This window comes from Streptosporangium sp. NPDC001559, assembly GCF_042893955.1.
GTDB lineage: Bacteria > Actinomycetota > Actinomycetes > Streptosporangiales > Streptosporangiaceae > Streptosporangium.
In genome coordinates, this window is sequence record NZ_JBIAVG010000001.1 from 627,519 (window position 1) to 654,514 (window position 26,996).

Annotated in this window: 26 protein-coding genes; 12 read left to right on the top strand and 14 right to left on the bottom strand. The window is 71.2% G+C overall.

The genetic code is table 11. The features are described from left to right. Positions 1-79: 79 nt before the first annotated feature. From ACFYY8_RS02800 to ACFYY8_RS02815, 4 genes are all read left to right on the top strand, one after another. Positions 80-1,129 carry an iron-siderophore ABC transporter substrate-binding protein gene (locus ACFYY8_RS02800; protein WP_390036468.1) on the top strand — a complete coding sequence of 350 codons (1,050 nt, stop codon included), beginning with the start codon at positions 80-82 and terminating at the stop codon, positions 1,127-1,129. Between the two features lie 40 nt (positions 1,130-1,169). After that, positions 1,170-2,963: an ABC transporter ATP-binding protein gene (locus ACFYY8_RS02805; RefSeq protein ID WP_390036470.1), complete on the top strand. Its 1,794-nt coding sequence runs from the start codon at positions 1,170-1,172 to the stop codon at positions 2,961-2,963. A gap of 1 nt (position 2,964) precedes the next feature. Next, positions 2,965-4,665, top strand: a complete 1,701-nt coding sequence (locus ACFYY8_RS02810; protein ID WP_390036472.1) for an ABC transporter ATP-binding protein — start codon at positions 2,965-2,967, stop codon at positions 4,663-4,665. A 104-nt stretch (positions 4,666-4,769) separates the two neighbouring features. Then, on the top strand, positions 4,770-5,996 hold the full coding sequence (locus ACFYY8_RS02815; protein WP_390036474.1) for a pentapeptide repeat-containing protein: 1,227 nt from the start codon (positions 4,770-4,772) through the stop codon (positions 5,994-5,996). Between the two features lie 7 nt (positions 5,997-6,003). On the opposite strand, the gene ACFYY8_RS02820 is transcribed toward ACFYY8_RS02815, so the two are convergent. Together ACFYY8_RS02820 and ACFYY8_RS02825 are read right to left on the bottom strand one after the other, a co-directional pair. Then, entirely contained in the window at positions 6,004-6,831 is an 828-nt protein-coding gene (locus ACFYY8_RS02820) for an alpha/beta fold hydrolase (protein WP_390036476.1), read from the bottom strand. A 23-nt stretch (positions 6,832-6,854) separates the two neighbouring features. Next, on the bottom strand, positions 6,855-8,249 hold the full coding sequence (locus ACFYY8_RS02825) for an NAD(P)H-quinone dehydrogenase (protein ID WP_362772768.1): 1,395 nt from the start codon (positions 8,247-8,249) through the stop codon (positions 6,855-6,857). Positions 8,250-8,430: 181 nt separating this feature from the next. Here ACFYY8_RS02825 and ACFYY8_RS02830 point away from each other — a divergent pair, with 181 nt between their 5' ends. From ACFYY8_RS02830 to ACFYY8_RS02845, 4 genes are all read left to right on the top strand, one after another. Then, entirely contained in the window at positions 8,431-8,883 is a 453-nt protein-coding gene (locus ACFYY8_RS02830; RefSeq protein ID WP_390036479.1) for a gamma-glutamylcyclotransferase, read from the top strand. Positions 8,884-8,931: 48 nt separating this feature from the next. After that, a complete protein-coding gene (locus ACFYY8_RS02835; RefSeq protein WP_390036481.1) occupies positions 8,932-9,735 on the top strand; it encodes a purine-nucleoside phosphorylase in 804 nt (267 codons plus the stop codon). Between the two features lie 12 nt (positions 9,736-9,747). Continuing rightward, positions 9,748-11,385, top strand: a complete 1,638-nt coding sequence (locus ACFYY8_RS02840) for a phospho-sugar mutase (protein WP_390036483.1) — start codon at positions 9,748-9,750, stop codon at positions 11,383-11,385. A gap of 305 nt (positions 11,386-11,690) precedes the next feature. After that, complete coding sequence (locus ACFYY8_RS02845) at positions 11,691-12,275, top strand: I66 family serine proteinase inhibitor (RefSeq protein WP_390036485.1); 585 nt, start codon at positions 11,691-11,693, stop codon at positions 12,273-12,275. Positions 12,276-12,332: 57 nt separating this feature from the next. Here the strand turns inward: ACFYY8_RS02845 and ACFYY8_RS02850 are convergent, their stop codons facing one another. Together ACFYY8_RS02850 and ACFYY8_RS02855 are read right to left on the bottom strand one after the other, a co-directional pair. Next, a complete protein-coding gene (locus ACFYY8_RS02850) occupies positions 12,333-12,956 on the bottom strand; it encodes a hypothetical protein (RefSeq protein ID WP_390036487.1) in 624 nt (207 codons plus the stop codon). A gap of 73 nt (positions 12,957-13,029) precedes the next feature. Next, a complete protein-coding gene (locus ACFYY8_RS02855) occupies positions 13,030-14,109 on the bottom strand; it encodes an adenosine deaminase (RefSeq protein ID WP_390036489.1) in 1,080 nt (359 codons plus the stop codon). Between the two features lie 134 nt (positions 14,110-14,243). Here ACFYY8_RS02855 and ACFYY8_RS02860 point away from each other — a divergent pair, with 134 nt between their 5' ends. Together ACFYY8_RS02860 and ACFYY8_RS02865 are read left to right on the top strand one after the other, a co-directional pair. Continuing rightward, a complete protein-coding gene (locus ACFYY8_RS02860) occupies positions 14,244-14,831 on the top strand; it encodes a TetR/AcrR family transcriptional regulator (RefSeq protein ID WP_390036491.1) in 588 nt (195 codons plus the stop codon). An 11-nt stretch (positions 14,832-14,842) separates the two neighbouring features. After that, positions 14,843-15,133: a hypothetical protein gene (locus ACFYY8_RS02865; protein WP_390036493.1), complete on the top strand. Its 291-nt coding sequence runs from the start codon at positions 14,843-14,845 to the stop codon at positions 15,131-15,133. A 6-nt stretch (positions 15,134-15,139) separates the two neighbouring features. Here ACFYY8_RS02865 and ACFYY8_RS02870 read toward each other — a convergent pair whose 3' ends face one another. The 4 genes from ACFYY8_RS02870 to ACFYY8_RS02885 form a co-directional block, all read right to left on the bottom strand. After that, positions 15,140-16,123 (bottom strand): aldo/keto reductase, encoded by a 984-nt coding sequence (locus tag ACFYY8_RS02870; RefSeq protein ID WP_390036495.1) that lies wholly within the window; start codon positions 16,121-16,123, stop codon positions 15,140-15,142. A gap of 95 nt (positions 16,124-16,218) precedes the next feature. Continuing rightward, the gene (locus ACFYY8_RS02875) at positions 16,219-16,572 is read right to left on the bottom strand and encodes a cupin domain-containing protein (RefSeq protein ID WP_390036497.1); all 354 of its coding nucleotides are present in this window, start codon (positions 16,570-16,572) and stop codon (positions 16,219-16,221) included. Positions 16,573-16,717: 145 nt separating this feature from the next. Continuing rightward, the gene (locus ACFYY8_RS02880; RefSeq protein WP_390036499.1) at positions 16,718-17,344 is read right to left on the bottom strand and encodes a hypothetical protein; all 627 of its coding nucleotides are present in this window, start codon (positions 17,342-17,344) and stop codon (positions 16,718-16,720) included. A 158-nt stretch (positions 17,345-17,502) separates the two neighbouring features. After that, the gene (locus tag ACFYY8_RS02885; RefSeq protein WP_390036501.1) at positions 17,503-18,942 is read right to left on the bottom strand and encodes an MFS transporter; all 1,440 of its coding nucleotides are present in this window, start codon (positions 18,940-18,942) and stop codon (positions 17,503-17,505) included. An 86-nt stretch (positions 18,943-19,028) separates the two neighbouring features. Here ACFYY8_RS02885 and ACFYY8_RS02890 point away from each other — a divergent pair, with 86 nt between their 5' ends. Continuing rightward, on the top strand, positions 19,029-19,421 hold the full coding sequence (locus ACFYY8_RS02890; RefSeq protein WP_390036503.1) for a MarR family winged helix-turn-helix transcriptional regulator: 393 nt from the start codon (positions 19,029-19,031) through the stop codon (positions 19,419-19,421). 37 nt (positions 19,422-19,458) lie between these two features. Here ACFYY8_RS02890 and ACFYY8_RS02895 read toward each other — a convergent pair whose 3' ends face one another. Continuing rightward, positions 19,459-20,640 carry an alpha/beta fold hydrolase gene (locus ACFYY8_RS02895; protein WP_390036505.1) on the bottom strand — a complete coding sequence of 394 codons (1,182 nt, stop codon included), beginning with the start codon at positions 20,638-20,640 and terminating at the stop codon, positions 19,459-19,461. A gap of 85 nt (positions 20,641-20,725) precedes the next feature. Between ACFYY8_RS02895 and ACFYY8_RS02900 the strand changes: the two genes are divergently transcribed. Further along, entirely contained in the window at positions 20,726-21,280 is a 555-nt protein-coding gene (locus ACFYY8_RS02900; protein ID WP_390036507.1) for a TetR-like C-terminal domain-containing protein, read from the top strand. Positions 21,281-21,307: 27 nt separating this feature from the next. On the opposite strand, the gene ACFYY8_RS02905 is transcribed toward ACFYY8_RS02900, so the two are convergent. Genes ACFYY8_RS02905 through ACFYY8_RS02925 form a run of 5 tightly spaced genes read right to left on the bottom strand, consistent with a single transcriptional unit; the run spans position 21,308 to position 26,980 of the window. Further along, complete coding sequence (locus ACFYY8_RS02905) at positions 21,308-22,582, bottom strand: thymidine phosphorylase (RefSeq protein ID WP_390036509.1); 1,275 nt, start codon at positions 22,580-22,582, stop codon at positions 21,308-21,310. A gap of 3 nt (positions 22,583-22,585) precedes the next feature. Next, complete coding sequence (locus ACFYY8_RS02910) at positions 22,586-22,990, bottom strand: cytidine deaminase (protein ID WP_390036511.1); 405 nt, start codon at positions 22,988-22,990, stop codon at positions 22,586-22,588. Continuing rightward, positions 22,987-24,264, bottom strand: coding sequence for an ABC transporter permease (locus ACFYY8_RS02915; RefSeq protein WP_390036513.1), 1,278 nt, complete (start codon positions 24,262-24,264; stop codon positions 22,987-22,989). The genes ACFYY8_RS02910 and ACFYY8_RS02915 overlap by 4 nt, the downstream gene beginning before the upstream one ends. Further along, positions 24,261-25,433 (bottom strand): ABC transporter permease, encoded by a 1,173-nt coding sequence (locus ACFYY8_RS02920; protein WP_390036515.1) that lies wholly within the window; start codon positions 25,431-25,433, stop codon positions 24,261-24,263. Before ACFYY8_RS02920 ends, ACFYY8_RS02915 begins: the two co-directional genes overlap by 4 nt. Next, entirely contained in the window at positions 25,430-26,980 is a 1,551-nt protein-coding gene (locus ACFYY8_RS02925; protein ID WP_390036517.1) for an ABC transporter ATP-binding protein, read from the bottom strand. The genes ACFYY8_RS02920 and ACFYY8_RS02925 overlap by 4 nt, the downstream gene beginning before the upstream one ends. Positions 26,981-26,996: the final 16 nt, after the last annotated feature.

Genomic DNA, 26,996 nt, shown 5'->3' on the forward strand with positions numbered 1-26,996 from the left:
TGCCTAATATCTACGTGCTACGGTTTCCCCACCGCTGGTTGGTTTTGTGGCGGATTGTACGAAAGCAAGGGATTCCGGGATGCTCCTCCAACGAACAACGGCCACGAAGACCTTGCGGCGGTTCGCCACGGCGTTCTCCGCCGCGGCCCTCGGCATCGGCCTCCTCGCGGGATGCGGTTCCGAGCCCGCGGACAAGCCGGTCGGCGACGTGGCGGCCACTCCGGGAGGCGCGTTCCCGGTCACCGTGGAGCACGCTTTCGGGTCCACGCAGATCACCAAGGCCCCGCAACGGGTCGTCTCCGTCGGCTACACCGACGACCAGGCCATCCTGGCCTTCGGCGTGAGGCCGGTCGGCATGGTCGACCAGTACCCGAACCCGCCGGGCAAGACCCCCGACATCAACACCCAGTGGCCCTGGGTGAAGGACAAGTGGGGCGACGCCCGGCCCGAGGTCATCATGAGCAACGGGGACTCCGGCCCGAACTACGAGAAGATCGCCGCCCTGCGACCCGACCTGATCATCGCGGTCTACTCGGAGATCGACAAGGCCGCCTACGACCGGCTCTCCAAGATCGCCCCGACGGTCGGCCGTACCAAGGGCGAGGCGGAGCCGTTCAGCGCGCCGTGGCAGGACAACGCTCTCCACATCGCCAAGGCGCTCGGCAAGGCCGACGAGGGCGCGAAGCTGGTGCAGGGCATCCAGGACAAACTCGACGCCGCTCGTAAGGCGCACCCGGAGTTCGCGGACCAGACCGCCGTCGCGCTGTCCTGGTACAAGGACTCGGTCGCGCCGTTCGCCACCACCGACGTACGCGGACGGCTCGTGACGGGCATCGGCTTCAAGGGCGCGACGGAGATCGACAAGATCGCCGGCGGCAAGTTCTACACCGTGCTCTCCCCCGAACGCATCGACCTCGTCGACGTCGACCGCATCTTCGTCATCGCCGACCAGGCGGACCAGGAGGCGCTGAAGAAGTTCGCGCTCTTCACCAACCTGTCCGCGGTCAAGAACGGGAAGGTCTCCTACCTTCTGGACAGCGAGGGCCCGGCGATCGGCGCGGCCCTGTCCCAGAGCACCCTGCTGTCCCTGCCGTACGCGATCGACGAACTCGTCAAGTCGGTCGGCTGAGGTCACCGATGAACATCCCCCGTCCCGCTGCGATCCGTGGGTGAACACCACGGACACCCCCGCCGTCCCGGCCCCGCTGCGTACGGCGACCGGGCGGGAGGCGGCCCGCTGGGTCGCGGCGCGCTCCCGCGAGGTGCCGTGGCTGACGGCCGCCACCGTGCTCACCACGGTGGCCGGGGCCGCTCTCCAGGTGCTGCCGATGCTCCTGCTCGGCCGAGTGGTCGACGGGGTGATCGACCGCGAGCCCCGGTCGACGCTGATCACGATCGGCGCGCTGATGCTGGCCGCCGCGCTCCTCGGCGCGGCGGCCGCCGCGGCGTCGACGTACCTGATCGGGCGGCTGGGCGCTGACCTGCTCGCGAGGTTGCGGGAGGGCGCCGTCCGCGCGGTCCTGGGAACACCGAGCGCACGCGTCGAACAGGCGGGCCGGGGAGACGTGCTGTCCAGGGTCGGCGACGACGTGGCCGTGCTGTCCAAGGGCGTCCGCACGGCCGTTCCCACCGTGTTCTCCGCAGGAGTGCTGGTCGTCATCGCCACGGCCGGCATGTTCGGGCTGGATTGGCGGCTCGGGCTTGCGGGCGTCGGAGCGCTGCCCGCGTACGCGCTGGCCCTGCGCTGGTACCTCCCCCGGTCCGCACCGCTGTACCGGAGGCAGCGGGAGGCCCAGGCCGATCGCGCGCAGGCACTGATCAGCGGCCTGAACGGGATCGACACAGTACGGGCGTACCGCCTTGAGGCCGCCTTCCGCGAGAAGGTCACCGGTGAGTCGGCACGGGTGCGCGACCTCGGCGTCGAGGTGTTCCGGCTCTTCGGCCGGTTCGTCGGCAGGGAGAACCGCGCCGAGTTCGTCGGGCTGGTCCTGATCATCGTGGTGGGATACGTCCTGCTTGAGGCCGACGCCGTCACCCTGGGCGAGGCCTCGGCGGCCCCGCTGCTGTTCCATCGGCTGTTCAACCCGCTGGGCTCCATCATGTTCACCTTCGACGAGGCGCAGAAGTCGGGCGCGAGCCTGACCCGTCTGGTCGGCGTGCTCGGCGAGGCGACGCAGGAGAGGCTGGTGGGGCATGTGACCGCCGCGGCGGGCGCCGGGCCGTACCCGGTGGTCGTGGAAGGGGTGACGTTCGGCTACCCCGGCTCGGAACGGCCGGTCCTGCGGGACATCGACCTGGTGATCCCGGCGGGCGGCTCGCTCGCGCTGGTGGGGGCGACGGGCGCGGGCAAGTCGACTCTGGCGGCGCTGGTCGCGGGCGTCGTGACCCCGCAGGCAGGGGTGGTCCGCATCGGATCGACCGATCTCGCCGACCTGGACGAGGCCGGGGCACGGGCCCTGGTGAGCGTCCTCACGCAGGAGACACACGTGTTCTCCGGCACGCTCGCCGACGACCTGCGGCTGGCCGCGCCGGAGGCGACCGACGCCGAGCTGATGGACGCGCTGCGCGGGAGCGGCGCCGACACGTGGGTCGCGACGCTGCCCGACGGGCTGGACACCCTGGTCGGCGAGGGCGGCGAACGTCTTGACGGCGCCAGGGCCGCCCAGGTCGCCCTGGCCAGGCTGGTGCTGGGCCGCTCACCGGTGGTGGTGCTTGACGAGTCGACCGCGGAGGCGGGCAGCCAGAGCGCCGCGAAACTGGAACGGGCCGTGTCCGCCGCGTGCCTGGGCCGGACCACCCTGCTGGTGGCCCATCGGCTGACCCAGGCGACGACGGCGGACCGCATCGCCGTGCTGGACGCCGGACGCGTCGTGGAGCAGGGGACCCACGAGGAGCTGGTGGCTCTGGGCGGCCGGTACGCACGGCTGTGGCACGCGTGGCGGCAGGACGGTCGGCGCGCCTGAGATGACGACCTCAGAAGAACGACGGTTCCGCACGGGAACCGGCATCCTCCGTACGGCGCTGCGCCGCAACGCGGGCGCCATGGCCTGGGGCACCCTCCTCATGGGCCTGTACCAGGCCGGTGAGACCGCGTTTCCCATCGCGCTCGGCCTGATCGTCGAGCACACGTTGCGGGACAGAGGCCTCGGCGCTCTCGCCCTGTCGATCACCGCGCTGGCCGTGATCATCACGACCGTCTCCCTCTCATGGCGGTTCGGGATGCGAATCCTGCAGAAGGCCAACACCACCGAGGCGCACCGCTGGCGGGTACGGGTCGCGGCCTGCGGGCTCCAGCCCGTGGCCAGGGACCTCGACCTCAGATCCGGCGAGGTCCTGACCGTCGCCACCGAGGACGCCGACCAGACCGCCGACATCATCGAGGTGGTGCCGCTGCTGGTCAGCTCACTGGTCGCGGTGCTGGTCGCCGCGGTCGCCCTGGGAACGGCGGACGTACGGCTCGGCCTGCTGGTGATCGTGGGCACCGCCGCGACCCTGTCCGTCCTGAGCGTGATGTCCAGACGGATCGGCACCGCCACCCGTGAACAGCAGGCCAGGGTGGCCCGGGCGGCCGCGAAGGTCGCCGACCTGATCGCCGGCCTGCGCCCGCTGCGCGGCTTCGGCGGCAACCACGCGGCGTTCCTCTCCTACCGGAAGGTCAGCGCGGAGGCCAGAGACCAGGCGGTCACCGTCGCCGGGGTCAACGGCGCGTACGCGGGCGTCGCGCTGGCGCTCAACGCCCTCCTCGCCACGGCGGTGACCCTCACCGCGGGCTGGCTGGCGTTCGACGGCCGAATCACCGTCGGAGAGCTCGTCATGGCCGTGGGCCTGGCGCAGTTCATCATGGAACCACTGAAACTGTTCTCCGAGATGCCGAAGTACGTGATGATCGCGCGCGCCTCGGCCGAGCGGATGGCGTTGGTGCTGGCCGCGCCCGCGGTGACGACCCCGGGGAGGGAGCGTCTGCCGGAGAGCGGAGACCTCGTGCTGGACGGCGTCCGGCACGGTTCCCTGCGGGATCTGACGTTCCAGGTGCCCGCAGGGGAGTTCGTGGCGATCGTCGCCTACCGGCCGCGCGTGGCGGCCGACCTCGTGGCGGTGCTGGCCATGGACGCCCCGCCCGGTTCCTACGAGGGCGCGGTGCGGATCGGCGGGCGGAGGCTGGCGGACCTTTCCGTCGAGACGGTCCGCGAACACATGCTGGTGAACCCGTTCGACGGGGAGATCTTCTCGGGCACCCTCCGCACGAACATCGCCCCGGCGGGCGGCGACCGTATGATCCACGAGGCCGTCGAGGCGTCCATGCTGACCGACGTCGTCGCCCTCCACCGCGAAGGTCTCGACCACGGTGTCCGGGACCGCGGCGCGAACCTCTCCGGCGGGCAGCGCCAGCGGCTCTCCCTGGCCCGGGCCCTGGCCGCCGACGCCGGCATCCTGGTCCTGCGCGACCCGACGACGGCCGTCGACGCGGTCACCGAACAACTCATCGCGCACAACATCGCGAAGCTGCGCCGCGACCGCACCACCATCGTGATCACCAGCAGCCCGGCCTTCCTCGGCGCCGCCGACCGCGTCCTCGTCCTGGACGACGGCACCGTCACCGCGGACGACACCCACCGCAACCTCCTCGCCTCCGACGAGACCTACCGCCTGGCCGTGGCCCGGTGACACCCGTCACGCGGGGTACGGCGCGCCCTCGCGACGTGCAAGCCTCCGTCTAGCGGGATGCAATGATCCACTGACACGATCGGGACTGTTCCAAGGAGGTTCCCGTGCGTCGTTCCGTTTCCCTGACACTCCTCGCCGCGATCTTCGCGCTGTCAGGGGTCATGATCTCTCCCGTCACGGCCCAGGCCGAGACGGCGGCCTCCGCCGCGGCCGGGCCGTGCAGGCCCGGCCAGGGCGCCAACCTGCGCGGCAGGGACTTCACCAAGGGCGCCGCGCTGCCGTACAGCCTGCGCTGCGCCGACCTGACCAAGGCGAAGCTGGGGGGCGTCGAGCTCATCCAGAAGGATCTGACCGGAGCAATCCTGCGCGGGGCCGACCTCAGGCAGGCCAACCTCACCCAGGCCACGCTGAAGTACGCCGACCTGCGCGAGGCGAACCTCAGTGAGGCCGACCTCGGCCAGATGCACGCCGACCACGCCGACCTGCGCGGGGCGATCCTGGTCGACGCCGAGGCCGGGCAGGCCGAGTTCCCCTACGCCAACCTGACCGGGGCGAAGCTGACCAGGGCAGTGCTGACCCAGGTCAACTTCGTCAACGCCAAGCTGATCGACGCCGACCTCAACGAGAGCAGGCCCGGCCAGATCAAGGGACGCAAGGCCGACTTCACCCGGGCCAAGCTGCACGAGGCCAAGATGGGGCAGTCCGACCTGGGCTTCGCGGTCTTCAAGGACGCCGACCTGCGCGAGGCCGTGTTCGACCAGGCCGAGCTCGACGGCGCCTCCTTCGTCGGCGCCCTGGTCGACGACGCCTCCTTCACCCAGGCCGACGACGCCGACCTGACCGGTGCCCGGGGAACCCCCAAGGGCATCGACGGGCCGTTCGCCGTGCCGACGCCCGCCGAGGAGCCGGAGAGCGACGAGCCGAAGAGCACGGCCACTCCGGACGCCCAGGCCTCACGGGGAGGGACGTCCGTCGGGCTCATCATGGTCGTGCTCAGCGCGCTCGGCCTGGCGGTCACCGTGGTGGCCTGGGGGGTCAGCGCCCAGCGGCGCAACAGGCGCAACGCCAGGTTCGCGCTCATGCGGCGCGGGGCCGAGGAGGACATCACCCGCCTGGGTGAGGAGATCGACCAGCTCGACTACGAGTTCCAGATCAGCGGGCGGGGCGGCATGACCGCCGACGCCGACTGGCGGCACGCCCTCGACGCCTACGAGGCGGCCAAGAACGCGCTGGTGATGGCCAGGCGGGATGAGGAGCTGCACTTCGTCGCGCGGGCCGTACAGGACGGCAGGAACGCCCTGAACAGGCTGCGCGCCAGGACGTCCCGCTGAGACGGGCTCAGACCGGGTGGCGGGCCAGGTGGGTGAGCAGGAGTTCGTTGACCCGGTCCGAGGCCTCCAGCTGCAGCCAGTGGCCCGCCCCGTCCACACGCTCGTAGCGCCAGGGGCCGCTGACGTGCTCGGCCGTACCGGTCATCGACTCCTCGGTGAGGAAGCGGTCGCGGCTGCTCCACACCCCGAGCGTGGGGGCCTGGAGGGCGGGCGGCTCCGAGGGCGGGGCGACCAGGCTCTCCGGGGGCACGCCGGTCCGGTAGATCGCCAGGCCCGCGGTGAGCGCCTCCGGGTCGCGCATGCGCGCGATGATCTCGTCGGCGTCGGGATGCCCCTCCAGCATCTCCCTGGCGTTGCGGAAGTCGTTCTGGCTGAGCCATCGCTCGGCGACACCGCCGAACTGGAACAGCAGCATGTACCACGACTTCTCCCGCTGCCGCCAGCCTGCGGCGGCCAGCGCGGCGGGGTGGCCGACCGACAGGCAGGTGAGGCTGGCCACCCGCTCGGGGGCGAACATGGCGAGGAACTGCGCGAGCGCCGACCCCCAGTCGTGTCCGACCACGTGCGCCCGCTCGACGCCGAACGCGTCGAGGACGGCGAGCAGGTCGCCGACGAAGAGCCGGGGCTCGTACGCCTCAAGCCCGGCCGGTTTGTCCGAGTCGCCGTATCCCCGCAGGTCCGGCGCGATCGTACGGTATCCGGCGGCGTTCAGCGCGGCCACCTGGTAGCGCCAGCAGGCGTGGCTGTCGGGGTAGCCGTGCACGAGCAGCACGGCGGGCCCCTCCCCCTCGACCTGGACGTTGAGCCCGATCCCGTTGACGTCGAGACGTGTCATGGCGCTCCCGTCGGTTGGCGAGGTCAGATCCCGCTGGGGGTCATCGGCTGCATCAGGCGGCGGGCCGCCTCGGTGACGGACCCGGAAAGCGAGGGGTAGACCGCGAAGGTGTGGGCGAGCTGGTCCACGGTGAGCCGCTGCTGGACGGCCACCGAGACCGCCAGGATCAGCTCCGAGGCCCGGGGGGCGACCACGACGCCGCCGAGGATGATGCCGGTGTTCGGGCGGCAGAACAGCTTCACGAAGCCGTCGTTGAAGCCCTGCATCTTGGCCCTGGCGTTGGTGGCCAGCGGAAGCTTGACGACGTTGGCCACGATCTCACCGGCCTCGATGGCCTTCTGGGTGACGCCGACGGCGGCGATCTCGGGGTCGGTGAAGATGTTGGAGGCGACGGTGGCCAGGCGCAGCGGCTGTACGGCCTCCCCGAGCGCGTGCCAGACGGCGATCCTGCCCTGCATGGCGGCGACGGAGGCCAGCATCAGCACGCCGGTGCAGTCGCCCGCCGCGTAGACGCCGGGGGCGGAGGTGCGGGAGACCTTGTCCACCTGGATGAACCCGCCCCGGTCAAGGGTCACCCCGGCCTCCTCAAGGCCGATGCCCGAGGTATTGGGGATCATGCCGACCGTCATCAGGCAGTGGGTGCCCTCGGCCGTCCTTCCGTCCTCAAGCGTGACGACCACGCCGTCGGCGGTGCGTTTGACGGACTCGGCGCGGGAGCGGCCCATGACGTTCATCCCACGGCGCCGGTAGACCTCCTCCAGGACCTCGGCGGCGTCGGCGTCCTCGTTGGGCATCATCCGGTCGCGTGAGGAGACGAGCGTGACCTCGGAGCCGAGTGAGCGGTAGGCACCGGCGAACTCCGCGCCGGTGACGCCGGAGCCGACCACGATGAGGTGCTCGGGCAGCTCCTCCAGGTCGTACATCTGCCGCCAGGTGAGGATGCGCTCGCCGTCCGGCTCGGCGGAGGGCAGGATGCGCGGGGTCGCGCCGGTCGCCACGATCACGACGTCGGCCCGGATCGTCCGGTCGCCCGCCCTGACCACCTGGGGGTCGACCAGCCTCCCGGCGGCCTTGATCACCTCGACCCCCTCTGCGGCGAGCCGCGCGGCGATGTCGGCCGACTGGGCCTGGGCGAGGTGCTTGACGCGGCTGTTGACCAGCGGCATGTCGGCGATGACGCCGCCGACCTCCCCGTCGGGGCCGCCGGTGAAGTGCACCCCGAGCATGCTGGCGTCGAGCAGGGCCTGCTTGCGGACCGAGGTCGCGATCAGGGTCTTCGAGGGCACGCAGTCGGTCAGGACGCAGGCCCCTCCTGGGCCCTCCTGTTCGACCACGGTCACCCGTGCCCCAAGTTGCGCGGCCACCAGAGCCGACTCGTATCCGCCGGGCCCGCCACCGATGATCACGATCCTCGTCACGTACCCCATTGTCCCGCATCCTTCGCGGCATTCGCCCCCTGGGGCCCCTTCGCTTGTCACAGAAGGACCGGTTATGGCAAAGGACACCCGGGTACGGTGGACAACGGCGTGGGACAAAAGACACCGACACCACACCGACACGCGTGAGCACCCGCCGGATCTTCGATTAGTGTTGGACGCTGTGCCTGTCTACGCCGCCTACGGCACCAACATGGACCCGAAGCAGATGGCCCTGCGGGCCCCTCACTCCCCCATGAGGGGGTCGGGCTGGCTTCAGGGCTGGCGCCTCACCTTCGGCGGGAACGACCTCGGCTGGGAGGGCGCTCTCGCCACCATCGTGGAGGACTCCTTCGAAGAGGTCTTCGTCGTGCTCTACGACGTGCCCGAGTGGGACGAGACCTCCCTCGACCAGTGGGAGGGCGCCGCGCGCGGCCTCTACCACAAGGTCAGGCTCCGAGTGCAGACCCTGGACGGCGAGGTCGTCGCCTGGTTCTACGTCATCGACGGTTACGAGGGCGGCCTGCCGTCCGCGCGCTATCTCGGCATCCTGGCCGAGGCCGCGGAGAAGGCGGGCGCGCCGGACGACTACGTCAGGCAGCTGCGGGGCCGTCCCTGCACGTCCGCGGGAGGCTGACCGGCTCTGTCCCGCCGTTTCCCACGGCGGGACGAGTACCCTCAGTTCGTGACCAACGACCCTTATGCCCTCGCAACGGACGCCGCGGCCGCCCTGAGGAAGGCCGTCGGCGTGAGCTCCTTCGATGTCGCCCTGGTGATGGGTTCGGGATGGGTTCCGGCCGCCGACGCGATCGGTGAGACGATCGCCGAGATCCCGGTGACCGACCTGCCCGGGTTCGCCCCTCCCGCGGTCGAGGGACACGCGGGCAGGATCCGCGCGGTGCGCACCGGGTCCGGCACGAACGCGTTGATCTTCCTCGGCCGTACCCACCTCTACGAGGGCAGGGGCGTCGACCCGGTCGTGCACGGGGTGCGGACCGCGATCAGGGCGGGCGCGGGGACGATCGTGCTGACCAACGCGGCGGGCGGGCTACGCCCGGAGACCCAGCGGGTCGGCGAGGCCGTACTGATCAGTGACCACATCAACCTGACCGGCGCCGGCCCCATCACCGGCGCCACCTTCGTCGACCTGACCGACGTCTACACCCCCCGGCTGCGCGACCTCGTCCGGGAGGTCGAGCCGTCCATGACCGAGGGTGTCTACGTGGCCTTCCGCGGGCCGACCTACGAGACGCCCGCCGAGGTCCGCATGTGCAGGATCCTCGGCGGCGACATGGTCGGGATGTCCACGGTGCTCGAAGCCATCGCGGCCAGGGAGGGCGGGGCGGACGTGCTCGGCGTCTCCCTGGTCACCAACCCGGGCGCGGGCCTGGTCGGCGAGCCGCTCAACCACGAGGAGGTGCTGGCGGTCGGCCGCGCCACCGCCTCGCGCATGGGAGACCTGCTCGCCCAGGTCGTCTGCAAGCTGTAGCGGGAGGCCACGATGAGCGACGATCTCGTACGGCGCGCGCGGGCCTGGCTCGCCCAGGACCCCGACCCGGAGACCAGGGCCGAGCTGACCGATCTGCTCGACCGGTTCCCGGAGAGCCTGGAGGCGCTGCGCGAGCGCTTCCACACCAGGCTTGAGTTCGGTACGGCCGGGCTGCGCGGCGAGCTGGGCGCGGGGCCCAACCGGATGAACCGGGTCACGGTCATGCGCGCCGCCGCCGGGCTCGCCCGGGCCCTCGGCCCCGGGGCGCACGTCGTGATCGGCTACGACGCCAGGCACAAGTCCGACGTCTTCGCCCGTGACACCGCCGCCGTGCTCACCGGCGCCGGGCTGCGGGCCTCGGTTTTCTGCGGCCCGCTGCCGACCCCGGTGCTGGCCTTCGCCGTACGGCGTCTCGGGGCGGACGCCGGGGTGACCGTCACCGCCAGCCACAACCCGCCGAGGGACAACGGCTACAAGGTCTACTGGGGGGACGGCTCGCAGATCGTGCCGCCGGTCGACACGGAGATCTCCGCCGCGATCGACGCCGTCGGGCCGGTCTCCGAGCTGCCGCTCGGCTCGTCGTGGACCGAACTCGGCGACGACGTCGTGTCCGCCTATCTGGCGGCGGTGACGGCGCTGCCCATCGGCGAGGCCAGGCGGCTGCGGGTCGCCTACACCCCGCTGCACGGCGTCGGCGGCGACCTGGCCGCGCGCGCCTTCCTGGCGGCCGGATTCGACGCCCCCGTGGCCGTCGAGGAGCAGGCGGCCCCCGATCCGGACTTCCCCACCGTCGCTTTCCCCAACCCGGAGGAACCCGGCGCGATGGACCTCGCGTTCGGGCTGGCCCGGCGGATCGACGCCGACATCGTGCTGGCCAACGACCCCGACGCCGACCGGTGCGCGGTCGGCGTGCGCCTGCCCGGCGGGGGTCACCGGATGCTCACCGGCGACGAGGTCGGCGCGCTCCTCGGCGAGCACGTGATCAGGCACACCTCCGGCGAGGACCGCCTGGTCGCCACCACGATCGTCTCCTCCTCACTGCTCGGCAAGATCGCCGCCGAGTACGGCGTCCGCCACGCGGAGACCCTCACCGGCTTCAAATGGATCATGAAGGCCGGGCCCGGGCTGGTCTTCGGCTACGAGGAGGCCCTGGGCTACAGCGTCGGCTCCGACGAAGGCCTGCCCGTCCACGACAAGGACGGCATCGGCGCCGCGCTGACCGTCGCCGGGCTCGCCGCCGAGGCCGGCGAGCGGGGACGAACCCTGCTCGACCTCCTCGACGACCAGGCCAGGAGGTACGGCCTGCACGCCACGTCCCAGCTGTCCTTCAGGGTCGCCGACCTGTCACTGATCGCCGAGGCGATGGCCGGGCTGCGCGCCGTGCCCCCGGCCGAGCTCGGCGGGCGCAAGGTCGAGGCGGTCGACGACCTGGGTGAGGGCCTGGACGGGCTGCCGCCGACAGAGGGACTGCGTTACCGCCTGTCCGGGGGCGCCCGCGTCGTGGTCCGCCCCTCGGGCACCGAACCGAAGCTCAAGTGCTACCTGGAGGTCGTGGTGCCGGTCGAGGGGGAGGTCTCCGCGGCCAGGGAGCGAGCCGTACACGACCTCGACGCCCTTCGCGCCGACCTCTCCGTCGCGCTGGGCCTGTGACCCGCGGCGGCCCCGGCCCGCGGCTCGCCGCCCCAGGCCGGTGGCCCGCCATCCTGGACCCGTGACCTGCGGTCTTGGGCCTGTGACCTGCGGTCTTGGAAATGTGACCTGTCGGCCCCGACCCGCGAATCGCCGCTCCGGCCTGCGATCCGCCGCTCTGAACCTGTGGCCCGCCGGTCGGCTCCGGGACGGTAGGGCAGCCCTCACCCCACGGCTACAGCCACTCTGAGTAATCGATCGCATGCTTTCTGTGCAGACGAGGCCGGGATGTCCTTCGGTCTCCCTCCACAAGGAAGGCAGAGAGTATGCGTCCGATCCGCGCCCACCTGGCCGCGCTGGCCACCGTTCTGGCCACTGCTCTGGCCACCGTCCTGGTGCCCGGGCTGTCCACCGCCGCCTCCGCCGAGACCGTCTCGGCTCCCCTGCCACCCAGGGTCACGCTCACCATCGGCCGAGGGCACGTGGTGAACATCGACGGCAGGGTCTTCGCCGCCCTGCTGCCCTCACCCCCGGCCACCAGGTTCCGCATTCTGCCCGCCCGCGGCGGCGTCCGGTTCCTTGACGAGCGCACCCACGGCCTGGTCTACGTCCCCCAAACCGAGCCCTTCACCCAGTTGCGCGTGAGCGCCCCCGGCCACGTGCCCCCGCACTCGGTCTTCGTCATCGAGGAGGCCACCCCCATCGAGGACGGCCTCGCCTCCGGCCCCACCTCCGACCTGACCCCCGACGGCCCCGGAGAGGTGATCCGGACGGCCAGGATCAGGCTGGCGGGCACCAACCAGTACATCGGCCGCAACCTCATCGAGGACCGCAGCCTGCTGCCCAAGCGGGTGGTGCTGCTGCCGGCGGGGGTCCGCGCCCCGGTGTTCGGCATCCACCCTGTCTTCTGATCCTCTGACGCGTTCTCCGACGCCCGGCATCCGAGGCCGAGCCCCGGGTGCCGGGCGTCAGGAGAGGAGGGCGACGACGATCATGACCACCGAGACGGCCAGGGCCGCCAGGGCGGTCGGCGACCAGGTCACCCTGACCGTCCCCGGCTCCGGCGCGGTGCCGGTGGCCTTCGACGCCGTCCGCTTGGCCGAGCGCGCTCGTTCGAGCATCTGCTCGGCGACCCAGTCGGCGTGGGTCTTGCCCGCCAGCGCCTCGACCGCCGCCTGCTCGCCCTTCGACCGCGCGGGCTCGGTCCTCAACCGGCCCCCCTTGCCCGGCAGGGCCCTGCGCATGGCGGAGACCCGCTCACGCCCCGAGGCCTGCGGCGTCCAGCAGCGGATCTTCCTGTCTCCCGAGGTGATCATGATCGAGTGGGAGACGCTGACGTCGTCCACGAGCAGCCACGGCACGAAGAAGTTCCTGAGGGGGTTGCGGACCAGCACACCGCCCTCGACGAACTTGGTCACGGGGCGCAGGCAGGTGATGAGGACCACCGCGGTCAGCACGGTCAGCACCGCGGCGGCGACCACCGAGGGCCGCCCGCTGAACCGGACGATCAGATCGACCGCGTTGAAGGCGGCGAAGGCCATCCAGATCCAGCCGAGCACCTGCACGGCCGTCGATCGGAACGCCTGTTTCATCCCACAGCTCCCACTCTCGTCACGAACCTCCATCCAACCCGATCACGGGAGGCTTCAACACATCCGCGGGGAATCACGTCCGCCATTTGAGCCGTGCGAACCCGGGCTTGATGACGCCGTTGATGAGCGCCAGCCGTTCGTCGAACGGCAGGAACGCCGACTTCATCGCGTTGATGGTGAACCACTGCAGGTCGTCCCAGCCGTACCCGAAGGTCTCCGAGAGCTTGGTGAACTCCTCGGAGAGGGAGGTTCCGCTCATCAGCCGGTTGTCGGTGTTGACCGTGACCCGGAAGTTCAGCGACCGCAGCAGCCCGATCGGGTGCTCGGCGATGGAGGGGGCGGCCCCGGTCTGGAGGTTGGAGGTCGGGCACATCTCCAGCGGGACACGCTTGTCACGGACGTAGGCCGCCAGCCTGCCCAGTTTCGCCTGCCCGTCCTCGGAGACCGTGATGTCGTCGATGATGCGGACCCCGTGGCCGAGCCGGTCCGCGCCGCACCACTGGAGCGCCTGCCAGATCGACGGCAGGCCGAAGGCCTCCCCGGCGTGGATGGTGAAGTGGGCGTTCTCCCGCTGGAGATACTCGAAGGCGTCGAGGTGACGGGTCGGCGGGTAGCCCGCCTCCGCCCCTGCGATGTCGAAGCCCGCGACGCCCACGTCGCGGTAGCGGACGGCCAGCTCGGCGATCTCCATGGACCTGGCCTGGTGGCGCATCGCGGTCAGCAGGGTGCCCACCTTGATGCCACGGCCCCGTGAGCCGGTCTCGAACCCCTCGATCACCGCCTCGATCACCTCTTCGAGGCTGAGACCCGCCTGGGTGTGCTGTTCCGGCGCGTAGCGCACCTCGGCGTAGACCACGCCGTCGGCGGCCAGGTCCTCCGCGCACTCGGCGGCGACCCGCACCAGGGCCTCGCGGGTCTGCATGACGCCGACCGTGTGGTCGAAGGTCTCAAGGTAGCGTTCGAGCGACCCGGAGTCGGAGGCCTCACGGAACCAGGCGCGCAGCGCGTCCGGGTCCGTCGTCGGCAGCCCGGCGTATCCCGACTCACGCGCCAGATCGGCGATCGTCTCCGGCCGCAGGCCACCGTCGAGGTGGTCGTGGAGCAACACCTTGGGAGCCTGACGGATCTCCTCAAGGGCGAGTGGCTGACTCATCTCCTCATCCTAGGGGCGAGGTCCGGGGCGGAAGGCGACGGCCACGCGCCCGCCCCCGTCGGCCTCTTCCGCAAAATCGAAACGCATGCGTACACTTCTCGATGTGAACGACACCGTTTCGACAGGAGGTCGGGATGCCGACGCGCCGACGCGGCGAGATCCGGGAGGAAGCCATCCTGCTCGCGGCCATGAGCCTGCTGGGCGAGGTCGGTTACGACCGGTTGACCATCGAGGCCGTCGCGGAGCGTGCCCACGCCAGCAAGGCCACGATCTATCGACGATGGCCGGGCAAGGCCGAGCTGGTGGGGACGGCCGTACGGCGGTATGCCGGAACACCGGTGGCCACCCCACCCGAAACCACGAATCTGCGTGACGACCTGGTGGCGGTGCTGCTGGAGCTGCGAGCCGGCCTCACCGGCCAGGACAGTGCGCTCATTCTCGGGCTCCTCGTCGCGATGCGTCGCGACCCCGATCTCGCGCACGCCGTACGGCGACACGTCCTCGACCACAAACGTGAGGTGTTCGCGGCCGTCCTGACCAGGGCCGCCGCCAGGGGCGAGGTTCCCGAGACGGTCGACCACGCGCTCCTCGCCGAAATCGGCTCGGCCGCGCTGCTGTCCCGTCTCCTCGTCACCGGCGAACCCCTCGACGACCTCTTCCTGCACACACTCGTGGACGCGGTGCTGCTTCCCATGCTCAGCCGTCAGCTCGACCGACCATAAGGACTTCCACGATGTGGCAGACGATCGTTCTCAGTTTCCTCGGCGGCCTCGTCGCCGGTAACGGGCTGCCGCACTTCGTCCGCGGCATCACCAGAAGGCGTTACCCGAGCGCCCTGGGCAACGGGCCCGTCCCCAACCTCGTCGCGGGATGGGCGGGCCTGGTCCTCGGCGGCGCGCTGCTGTGGTGGGCGCACATCGACCGGCACCCCGGACCGGCCTTCGCCTCCATCGGCGTGAGCGTCCTGCTCATCGGCCTCTTCCACGCGGGCCCCGGCGCCTTCGGGCGTGGGGAGACGACCTGACGGCCGTCAGAACACGTCCAGACGGGCTCGCTGGTCCTCCGTCAGCTCCAGGTCCACGGCGGCCAGGCTCTCCTCAAGCTGCGCGACGGAGGAGGCGCCGACCAGCGGGATGATCGGGTACGGCCCGCCGAGCTGCCAGGCCAGCACCACCTGATTGACCGTCGCCCCGGTCTCCGCGGCGACCTCACGCAGCGCCGCGAGCCTGACGGGCGTTCCCGGGTGGTCGTAGTCCGGCGGCAGCTGCTTGTCCTGCCGGGCGTAGACGCCGCCCATCAGCGGGGAGTAGGCGACCAGGGTGAGGTCGCGCTCCTCCTTCAGGTAGCTCAGCAGTTCGGCCCCGGCGTGACCAAGGCTGCCCTCGGGGAAGATGCCGTAGGGCATGTCGTAGCGCGGGCGCAGGAGGCTGTGCTGGTACTGCAGGACCTCGTAGCCGGGCAGCCCGGCCTCGGCGGCGATGGCACGGGCCCGCTCGACCCGCCAGACCGCGTGGTTGCTCACCCCGAGCAGCCCGACCGTTCCCTCGGTGACCAGCTCGGCGAAGCCCTCGACGGTCTCCCGCGCCGAGACGCTCCTGTCCTCGATGTGCGCGTAGAGCATGTCGAGCCTGTCCACCCCGAGCCGCTCCCTGCTGGCCTCGGCGGACTCCCTGATCGCCTTCGCGGACAGCCCGTCGGCGCCGTCGGCGTAGCCGGTGCCGGGCACGAGCGGGCGGGCGCCCAGCTTGGTGGCGATGACAATCTCGTCCCCGACGCCGCGGCTGCGCCGCCACCGCCCGAGCAGTTCCTCGCTCCGCCCGCCCAGGCTTCCGTCGACCCAGTAGGCGTAGTTGTTCGAGGTGTCGACGAACGTCCCGCCCGCCTCGACGTAGCGGTCGAGGATCGCGTAGGAGGTGCTCTCGTCGGTCGCCGACCCGAAGAGCATGGCGCCCAGGGCGATCACGCTCACCTCGCGGCGGGTCTTCGGGTCGGTGCCGATGGTGCGGTACTTCATGGTGTCCTTCCGGTACGGCCCGGCGTTCGCGGGCCCCGGTAAAGGAGTCTGGGATGTGGAGTGCACTCCAGGTCAAGCCCGGAGCCTTCCGGTCGTCATTCGGAGCGGTTGGCGGTCTCCGGGGAGAAGGCGGGCAGGCACACCGCGACGTACTCGGCGCCCTCGGGGCCGGAGCTGTAACGGATCTTCTCCCCCGGCTCGCTCACGAACGCCTGGCCCGCACCGACCTCGGTGACACCCTCGTCGTGCTCGACGACGACCGTGCCCCTGAGCACGAGGGTGTACTCGGCGAACTCCGGCGTCTGGGCGGGTTCGTCCCACCCGGGGGGAGCCGTCATGTGGGCGATCGAGATCTGGGTGTCGCCGCTGTTGACCCGGCCGACGTACTCGTCGATGGTCTTGCCGCCGGGGACGGGGATGCGGGTGGCGTTGTCGATTCTGCGTACCATCGGGCCAGTCTGCCAGCGCTCGGGCCGGCGCCGGGAGCCCACCTCCCCCGGTGGCGCGCCGCCGACCGGCGGGGCACCACCAGTGCACCACCGGGACACCGACGGGGCGCCACCAGGGCACAGCCGGGGCGCTGCCGGGGCACGGTCAGTGCGCGACGTCGATGACCAGGCGCTGCGGGTTGCGCTGCTCCAGGACCCGGAAGGCCGCCCGGTGGTCGAGGACGATGCCCACGCCGACCACGGCCTCGAAGTCTCCGGTCTTGACCACGCTGCGCACGTTGCCCAGCCCGGCGTGGAAGACCGGGCCGCCGACCCAGGTCGGGGAGCCGGTCTCACCGTGCGCGTTCGCGGGGGTGATGGTCACCTGGAGGTAGGCCCCTCCCGGGGCGTCGATCGGGTCGCCCGAACCGTCCTGGACCAGCTTGGGCACCCACTGCACGCTGTAGCCGGGCTGCCCGCCGCTCAGGTCGATCACCACCCGGTCGAACCCGTCGTGCTTGGCGAAGCGCGCCCCGAGCACGAGGGGCGGGTTGTCCGTGGTCCGCCTGACCGTGACCTCCCGCGTGCTCGTCGGAGGCCCGAGCCGGGTCTCCCCGGGGAAGTCGGGAGAGGCCGTGGCGGAGGAGGAGACGGAGGGTGAGACGGTGACGGTGGCCGTGACGGTCGGCGGGGCGGTCGTCCCCGGCGCGGCCGAGGGCGGGCCGCCGGACAGGCCGCAACCGGTCAGCAGGACGAACGGGGCAAGGGCGAGTGCGACGCGGGTGCGCTTCATTATGGCCTCCTGTCCGGTTAGATGCCCAGAGGCCGGGCCGGGTTCACCACCTGCGAAGATCCACACCCGGTACACGGCTTCGGGGCCGCCGACGCGCCCCGGTTTCTGCGTCGGCGGCCCCGAAGGCCAGGTTCCGCGAGCCGTACGGCCCGCGCGTCTCAGACGGTCTCCAGCACCCTGCCCTCTCCGGCGTCCACGGCGTCCACGGCCACGGACGCGGAGCGGGGGCGGCGCAGCCCGGTGAGGGCGACCAGCAGGCCGACCACGGCGAGGATCGCGGAGACCATGATCGCGGCGCGGAAGGCGTCCAGCGGGTTGGCACCGGTGTTCGAGGTGAGCACGGCCGTCACGACGGCCAGCACGATCGCCCCGCCGACCTGCCCCGAGGTGTTGAGCAGGCCGGAGGCCAGGCCCTGCTCGTCGTCGGCGACGCCGTTGGTCGCCTGGATGTTCAGCGAGGGGAAGGACAGGGCGAAGGCGATGCCCAGCAGGACCATGCCGGGGATGACCAGCGTGGCCAGGCTGGGGTCGGCGTTGACCCGCAGGAACAGGGCGAAGGCGCCCGCCAGCGAGGCCGAGCCGACCGCGATCAGCTTGCCGGTGCCGAACCGGTCGGCCAGGCTGCCCATCTTGGTCGACGTCACGGCCACCAGGACTCCGGCGGGCAGGAAGGCCAGCGCGGTCTCCAGGGCCGACCAGTGCAGGAAGTTCTGGAAGTACTGCATGGCCACGAACTGGAAGCCGACGTAGGAGCCGAACAGGATCACCAGTCCGAGGTTGGCCCGGACGATCGGCCCCGAGCGCAGGATGCCGAGCCGTACCAGAGGGTGCTTGACCTTCGACTCGGTCAGCACGAACAGGCCGAGCAGTACGGCGGAGCCGACCAGGGAGCCGATGGTGCGCAGGGAGAACCAGCCCGCGGCGGGCGCTTCGACGACGGTGAAGACGAGCAGCAGCATCGAGGCGGTGATCGTCACCGCGCCGATGAGGTCGTGACCGCTCTCCGCCCTCTCCTCACGCCGCTTGGGCAGGACCTTCATGGCCGCGAACAGCGCGATGACCGCGACGGGGACCGGCATGAGGAACGTCCAGCGCCAGCCGAGTTCGGTCAGGAAGCCGGAGATGACCAGGCCCAGCGAGAATCCGCTGGCGCCGGAGGCCGTGAAGACGCTCAGAGCCCGGTTGCGGGCGGGGCCCTCGGCGAAGGTCGTGGTGATGATGGACAGCGCGGCGGGGGCGGTGAAGGCGGCGCTGACACCCTTGACGAACCGGGCGGCGATCAGCATCGTCCCGTCGTTGACCAGGCCGCCGAGGAGGGAGGCGAACACGAAGACGGCGAGCGCGGCCAGGAAGACCTTGCGCCTGCCGAGGAGGTCGGCGGTGCGGCCGCCGAGGAGCAGCAACCCGCCGTATCCGAGCACGTAGCCGCTGACCACCCACTGCAGGGCAGAGGTGGAGAGACCCAGGTCCGCCTGGATGGACGGCAGCGCGACTCCCACCATCGAGACGTCGAGGGCGTCGAGGAAGATGACGGCGCAGAGCACCGCGAGCGCTGCCCAGAGGCGCGCGTCCCAGCGCTCTTCCGTGGAGGAGATCATGCGGACAACCATACATGCAGACGCATCTAATGCAAACGAACTTAATTCGCATGCATTAGTTGACTGAGGATGGTATGCTCCGCGACATGAACGAGGATTCCGTCGTGCACCTGTGGCGAGATGTGCTGGCCAGGCACGCCGCGGCCTCGTGCGCGCTGGAACGTGAGCTCTCCGAGCGCCACCGGCTCGGGATGAGCGAGTTCGAGGTCCTGGAGCGCATGGTCGAGGGCGGCCGCGACAAATACCGCGTCCAGGAGGTGGCCGACGCCGTCCACCTGAGCCAGAGCGCGTGTTCGCGGCTGATCGCGCGCCTGGAGAAGGCGGGCCTGGTCTGCAGGAACATGTGCGAGGCCGACCGGCGCGGGGTGTTCGTCCGCATCACCGACGAGGGCCGCGCGCGCCACAAGGAGGCCCTGCCGACCCACCGGGCCGTGCTGATGCGCGCCCTGACCACGGAGTCACGCCCCGCGGAGGTCTGATCCCCGCCTCCGAGGGCGCGGTCCGCGGCCGAACCGGCTACCGGAGGGTCAGCTCCAGCCAGTCACCGATGCGGGCCATCGCCAGGCGCTGGGCGCCCGACTGGCAGTGAGCGTCGGCCCCCTCGGACTCGTGAAACTCGATGAGCGTCTTCTCACAGGTCAGATGGGCGTACAGCGTCTCGGGCTGCCCCCTGAACGCGAAGTCGTCGGGGGCGGAGCAGACGAGCGTCGGGCAGGTGATCCGCTCGGCGACGCCGTCGCCCAGGTGGTAGTCGTCGAGCATCGCCCTGGCGTAGCCGCTCGGCGAGGTGCCCGTCACCCAGGTGCCGTGGCCGATGGCCCAGCGCGCGACCGCGTCCCGCTCCATCAGCCCGCGCATGAACGCGTCGGCCTCCGGGTCGTCGAGGGCCCGCCTGGCCGCCTCCCTGTCGCCGCCGAACCGCTCGGCGATGACGACGCCCATGTCGTAGACGCCGTCGAAGGCGACGAGCGCCTTGATCCTGGGCTCGAACGCCGCCGCGCGCGGCGCCAGCAGGCCTCCCATGCTCGCCCCGAGCAGCGCGACCCGCTCCCGGTCCACGTACGGCCTGGCCTCAAGCCAGTCGAGCACCGGACCGACCACGTTCTCCCAGTCGGGCCGGAAGACCAGGCCCTTCCTGATGGCGCCCGGCTGCCCGGGGCCGTCGAAGGTCAGCACGTTGAAACCGCGTTCCCGCAGCGCCGCCGCCCCGAAGAAGTGCATCTCCTCCACGCTGCCGTCGAAGCCGTTGTGCATGACGACCGTGGCGCCCCCGCTGCCACGGTAGAGGTAGCCGGGCAGCGTGGTCCCCTCGTAGGGAATCTCGACCGGCTCGACGTCATGGACCTCGGCGAACTTCCCGAAGGCCGCGACCTGCCGCGCGTAGGCGGCCGCGAGGCGCGGGTCCGACGGGTCGCCGTGCAGGAAGAACTCGGCCGCGCGGTAGTAGTTGGACGCGCGCAGGAAGCCGTCGGCGGCGCTGATCCGGTACCCGGCGGCCCGTGAGCGCTCCGCCTCCGCGGCCACCCGGTCCGCCGTGGCCAGCCACTCGTCGTGCCAGCTGTCGTAGTCGCTCTCGGCGATGCGCTGGGAGGTCGTGACGACCTCGCCGAAGTCGGCGCCGCCGTAGGCGATGTGGCCGAACATGCGCAGTGTCTCGTACCAGAACGTGGTGTCTTCCGCGAAGACGAGAGGACGCATCCCCAACTCCTTAATGCGAGTAATTTCGCTTCAAAGTAGCGTGCGCTCGACACTAAAGCAAGACGGTTCGCGTTAGTCTGTTCCCATGCAACCTGTACAGAGACCGGGAGGCCGCACCGCGAAGGTCAGGACGGCTGTGCACGAGGCGGTGCTCGACCTGCTGCGTGAGGACCGCTGGGACGACCTGAGCATCGCCGTGGTGGCCGAACGGTCCGGCGTGCACCAGGCCACGATCTACCGGCGTTGGGGCACGCTCAACGCACTGGTGGACGACGTGGTGGTCGAACGCCTGTCCCAGGGGTCCCCGGTGCCCGACACGGGCACGCTCCGCGGCGATCTGGAGGCCTACGCGCTCCAGGTGGCCGAGGACGTCGCGGGGCCGCTGGGCAACCTCTACCTGCGCGCGGCCATGATCGGCTCACGCGGCCCCGAGGGCGCGACCTACCTGGTCGACCGGGCGGTGCAGCTTGAGGGCATGCTCGACAGGGCCGCCGAGCGCGGGGAGCGCCCTCCCACGCTGCTCGAACTGATGGAGGTCGTCATCGCGCCCCTGTACTACCACGCGATGTTCTTCAGCCGCCCGGTCGGCCCCGACCACGCCCGTTCCCTGGTCGACAGGCTCCTCAGCCTGGGCGGCTGAGACCTGCGCCCAGGCCGTGATCCGGCCTCAGGCCGTGATCCGGTCGATCACCAGGGGCAGCGCCTCGACGGCTCCCCCTTCGGCGATGACGTAGGCGCCGTCGAGCGCGGCCAGCGCCCGCTCGAAACGGGAGGCGTCGTCGGCGTGCAGCGTCATCAGCGGCTGGCCCCGCCGTACGGTCTCGCCCAGGCCCGCGTGCAGCACGACGCCCGCTCCGAAGGAGACCGGGTCCTCCTTGCGCTCCCTGCCCGCGCCGAGCCGCCAGGCGGCCAGGCCCACGCCGTAGGCGTCGAGCCCGGTCAGCACGCCGGAGGCGGGCGCGGTCACCTCAAGGGTCTCCGCCGCCCTGGGCAGGGGGGCGTCGGGGTCACCTCCCTGGGCGGCGATCATGCGGCGCCAGACGTCCATCGCGGAGCCGTCCCGCAGCGCCCGCTCCGGGTCGCCGTCGATCCCCGCCGCCTGGAGCATCTCGTGGGCCAGCCGCAGCGTCAGCTCCACCACGTCCGCCGGGCCGCCGCCCGCGAGCACCTCGACGGACTCGGCCACCTCAAGCGCGTTGCCCACGGTCCTGCCCAGCGGCCGGTCCATCGCGGTGAGCAGCGCCACGGTGCGCACGCCGGCGTCCGTGCCCAGCTCGACCATGGTCGTGGCCAGCTCACGGGCCCGCTCCACGGTCTTCATGAAGGCGCCCGAGCCGACCTTCACGTCCAGCACCAGCGCCCCGGTGCCCTCCGCGATCTTCTTCGACATGATCGAGGAGGCGATCAGCGGGATCGACTCCACGGTGCCGGTCACGTCGCGCAGCGCGTACAGCTTCCTGTCCGCCGGGGCGAGTCCCTCCCCCGCCGCGCAGACGACCGCGCCGGTCTCGCCGAGCACACCGAGCATCTCCTGGCCCGACAGCGAGGCGCGCCAGCCGGGGATCGACTCCAGCTTGTCCAGCGTGCCCCCGGTGTGCCCCAGCCCCCGCCCCGAGAGCTGGGGGACGTAGCCGCCGCACGCGGCGACCAGCGGCGCCAGCGGCAGCGTGATCTTGTCTCCGACGCCGCCGGTCGAGTGCTTGTCCGTCGTACGGCCCGGCAGCCCCGACCAGTCCATCCTGGAGCCGGAGCGGATCATGGCCTGGGTCCAGTCGGCGATCTCCCGCCGGTTCATGCCGTTGAGCAGGACGGCCATCGCCAGCGCGGACATCTGCTCGTCGGCGACCGCGCCCCGGGTGTAGGCGTCGAGCACCCAGTCGATCTGCCCGGTTGACAGCTCACGGCCGTCCCGCTTGGTGACGATGACGTCGACGGCGTCCATTCCTCAGTCTCCCCGGTCCAGGTCGTCCGGCCCGAACGCGTACGGCAGGATCTCAGCCAGCGTTCTGGGACCGTCCACGGTCTCCACGAGCAGGCCCGGGCCGCCGAACTCCAGCAGCAGCTGCCTGCACCTGCCGCACGGCATGAGCAGTCCCCCACGGCCGTCCACGCAGGTGAAGGCGACCAGCCTGCCGCCCCCGCTCGCCTGGAGGGCACTGACCAGGCCGCACTCGGCGCACAGGCCCAGGCCGTAGGAGGCGTTCTCCACGTTGCAGCCGGAGACGACCCTCCCGTCGTCGACCAGGGCCGCGGCGCCGACGGGGAACTTCGAGTAGGGCGCGTAGGCGTGGGCCATCACCCGTACGGCCTCCCGCCTGAGGGCGGGCCAGTCCACGTTCTCCCCGCTCACTTCGCCTGCCCCCTGCGGTACGGCACGCCGTCGGCGGCGGGCGGACGCAACCGCTGGGCGGCCAGCGAGAGCACCAGCAGCGTGGTGACGTGCGGGGCGACCGAGGTGAACTCCGAGGGGATGGTGCTGGTCAGCGCGAACACCACGAAGACCGCGACCGCCGCGATCCCGCTGATCACCGCGGCCTGGGTGCGCCGCTGGGCGACGAGCTGGTAGACGGCCGCGGCGGCGACGAGGATCGCCACCACGAGCAGCAGCGCGTGCACCGACTCCCCGCCCCGGCGAAGCTGGAGCGCGTCGGTGTAGCCGAACAGCGCCGCGCCCGCGGCCAGGCCGCCGGGACGCCAGTTACCGAAGATCATCGCGGCCAGGCCGATGAAGCCCCGGCCTCCGGTCTGCCCCTCCCGGTAGGCGGTCGCGGCCACCAGCGAGAGGAAGGCCCCGCCGAGACCGGCCAGGGCACCGGAGACGAGCACCGCGGCGTACTTGTGGAAGTAGACGTTGACGCCCAGCGACTCCGCCGCGACCGGACGCTCGCCACAGGAGCGCAGCCGCAGGCCGAAGGCCGTACGCCACAGCACGTAGTAGCTCAGCGGGACCAGCGCGATCGCCAGGACCGTGAACAGCGAGACGTTCGTCAGCAGGCCCCGCACGATGCCCGCCAGGTCGGAGACCAGGAACCAGTGACCGGACTCAAGGGCGGCCAGGCCGTCCTCCACGCCGGGCACACTCACGATGCCGGGCTTGGGCACGGGAGGCGACTGGGAGTCACCGCCGCCCGGCATCTCCGCGAAGGTGATCTTGGAGAGGAACTCGGTGACGCCCACGCCCAGGATGTTGATCGCGACACCGGAGATGATGTGGTCGACCCCGAACGTCACGGTCGCGACCGCGTGCAGCAGGCCGCCCAGGGCGCCGCCGATCGCCCCGGCGAGCACACCCGCCCACGGGTTGCCGAAGTGGAGCGCCCCCCAGGCACCGCACCAGGTGCCCATGACCATCATGCCCTCAAGGCCGATGTTGACCACGCCCGCCCGCTCCGACCACAGGCCGCCGAGACCGGCCAGGCCGATCGGGACCGCCAGCGCGACGGCGGCGTTGATCGCCCCCGCCGAGGTGAGGTCGGCGGCGCCGGTGACCGTCCTGGTGACCGAGAGCAGCACGACCAGGGCGCCGAAGGCGGACAGCAGGATCGGCCAGGTGACCCTGAACCTGCGCGGCCTGGGCGGCTCCGCGACGGGAACCTTGGCCAGGGTGAGACCGCCTTCGCTCATGCCGACGCTCCTTCGGCCTGGACCTTGGGTCCGCCGGACAGCTCCTTGCTGACCCTGCGCTGTCCCGCCGAGATCTGGTAGCGGTGGACCAGCTCGTAGGCGACGATCACCGAGAGGACGATCGTGCCCTTCATGATCTCGACGATCTCCGGGGAGATGTCGTGGATCTGCAGGATGTTCGACGAGGTGTCGAGGAAGGCCCACAGCAACGCGCCGAAGGCGATGCCCACGGGGTTGTTGCGGCCGAGCAGCGCGATGGCGATGCCGGTGAACCCGAGCCCCGGCGGGAAGTTCAGGCTGTAGCTGTAGGACTCGCCGAGCAGGTTCGGCATGCCCGCCAGGCCCGCGACCGCGCCGGACATGATCATCGTGACGAGGACCATCCGTTTGACGTTGACACCGCTGGCCACGGCCGCGGGCTCGGAACGCCCGGTGGCGCGCAGGTCGAAGCCGAAACGGGTCCGGTTGAGCACCACGTAGTAGAGCAGGCCCATGACGGCCGCCAGGATGATCAGGCCGTCCACCTTCAGCGGGCTCCCCGGGATGAGCGGGATGCCGGGGACCTGGGCGGAGGGGCCGAGCGGCTGGGTGCCGATGTTGTTGCTGCCCGCGACCTCGACCGCCAGCCGGTCCTTGTTGAGCAGCCAGGAGCCCAGGGCGGTCGCGATGGCGTTCAGCATGATCGTGGAGATGACCTCGCTGACGCCGCGCCTGACCTTGAGCACCGCGGCGATCGACGCCCAGCCCGCGCCGACCAGCACGGCGACCAGCAGGATCGCGGCGATGTGCAGCGGGGCGGGCAGCGTGATGGCGCCGCCGACGGCCGCCGCGATGAGCGCCGCCAGCCGGTACTGCCCGTCGACGCCGATGTTGAACAGGTTCATCCTGAACCCGATCGCCACGGCCAGCGCGGACAGGTAGTAGCCGGAGGCGAGGTTCAACGCCAGCGCCAGCGACCTGGGCTGCACGCCGTAGTCGACCATCACGCCCAGCGTCTCCACCGGAGGGGCTCCGGTGACCAGCAGGATGGCCGAGGTGACCAGGCCGGCGAACACGATGGCCAGGACCGGCGCGGCCAGCGAGAGCAGACCGCCGAGTTTGACCCGGCCCATCAGCCTGTCGACGAAGGTGGACCCCGCCTCCCGGCCGCCGGCCGTACCGTCGCTCATGCCGCCTCCCCCGCGCCCGTCATGGCCGACCCCAGCAGCTCGGGCGTGACCGTCGCCGGATCGACGTCGGCGACCAGCCGTCCGCGCAGGATCACCTTCAGCGTGTCGGACAGGCCGATCAGCTCGTCCAGGTCCGCCGAGATCAGCAGGACGGCCAGCCCGGCCGCGCGGGCGGCCCGCAGGTGGTCCCAGATCGCGGCCTGCGCCCCGACGTCCACCCCCCGGGTCGGGTGGGAGGCGATCAGGAAGACCGGCTCCCCGCTCATCTCCCTGCCGACGATCAGCTTCTGCTGGTTGCCGCCGGAGAGGGACGCGGCCTCCACGTCGATCCCCGGCGTACGGACGTCGTACTGCTCGACGATGCGCCGGGTGTCCGCGCGGGCGCCCGAGCGGTCGATCCAGGGTCCCCTGACGTTCGGCCGCCGTGTCTGGTGGCCGAGGATCCTGTTCTCCCAGAGCGGCGCCTCAAGCAGCAGGCCGTGCCGGTGCCGGTCCTCGGGGATGTAGCCGATGCCCGCCTCACGGCGGCGCAGCGTCGTCCAGGCGGAGATGTCCTGGTCACCGAGGAGGATCTCCCCCTCCGCCTGGCGCATCCCCATGACGGCCTCGACCAGTTCCGCCTGGCCGTTGCCCTCGACGCCCGCGATGCCGAGCACCTCGCCCTTGCGGATGTCGAAGCCGATCTCCTCGATGAGGACCCTGCCGTCGGGCGCGCGGACCGTCAGGTTCCGCACCGAGAGCGCGACCTCGTCGGTGACGGTCGACTCGCGCGTCTCCGGGCTTGGCAGCTCGCTGCCGACCATCAGCTCGGCCAGCTGCCTGGCGGTGACGTCCCCGGGGTTCACCTCGGCGACGGTCGTACCGCGTCTGATGACGGTGACGGCGTCGGCGACCGAGAGCACCTCGTCCAGTTTGTGGGAGATGAAGATGATCGTCAGGCCCTCGCGGACCAGGCCGCGCAGGTTCTCGAAGAGCTCGTCCACCTCCTGCGGCACAAGCACCGCGGTCGGCTCGTCGAGGATGAGGATGCGGGCTCCCCGGTAGAGGACCTTGAGGATCTCCACGCGCTGCCGCGCGCCGACACCCAGGTCCTCGATCATGGCGTCCGGATCGACGCCCAGGCCGTAGGAGTCGGAGATCTGCCTGATCCTGCGGCGCGCGGCGCCGAAGTCGATGGCGACCCCGCCGACGCGGGGCTCGCTGCCGAGGATCACGTTCTCCAGCACGGTCAGGTTGTCGGCGAGCATGAAGTGCTGGTGGACCATGCCGATGCCCACGGCGATGGCGTCGGAGGGGGATTTGAAGGTCACGCCCGTGCCGTTGACCCGGATCTCACCCTCGTCCGGACGCTGCATGCCGTACAGGATCTTCATGAGGGTGGACTTGCCCGCGCCGTTCTCGCCGACGACGGCGTGCACGTGCCCTTGCTGGACGGACAGGGAGATGTCGCGGTTGGCCACGACGCCGGGGAACCGTTTGGTGATTCCCTCAAGTTCGACGGCCGGTGTCGAGGTGCTGATGACGGCCCCCTCCGTACGGATGGCCATGGTGGTGAAAGCGCAA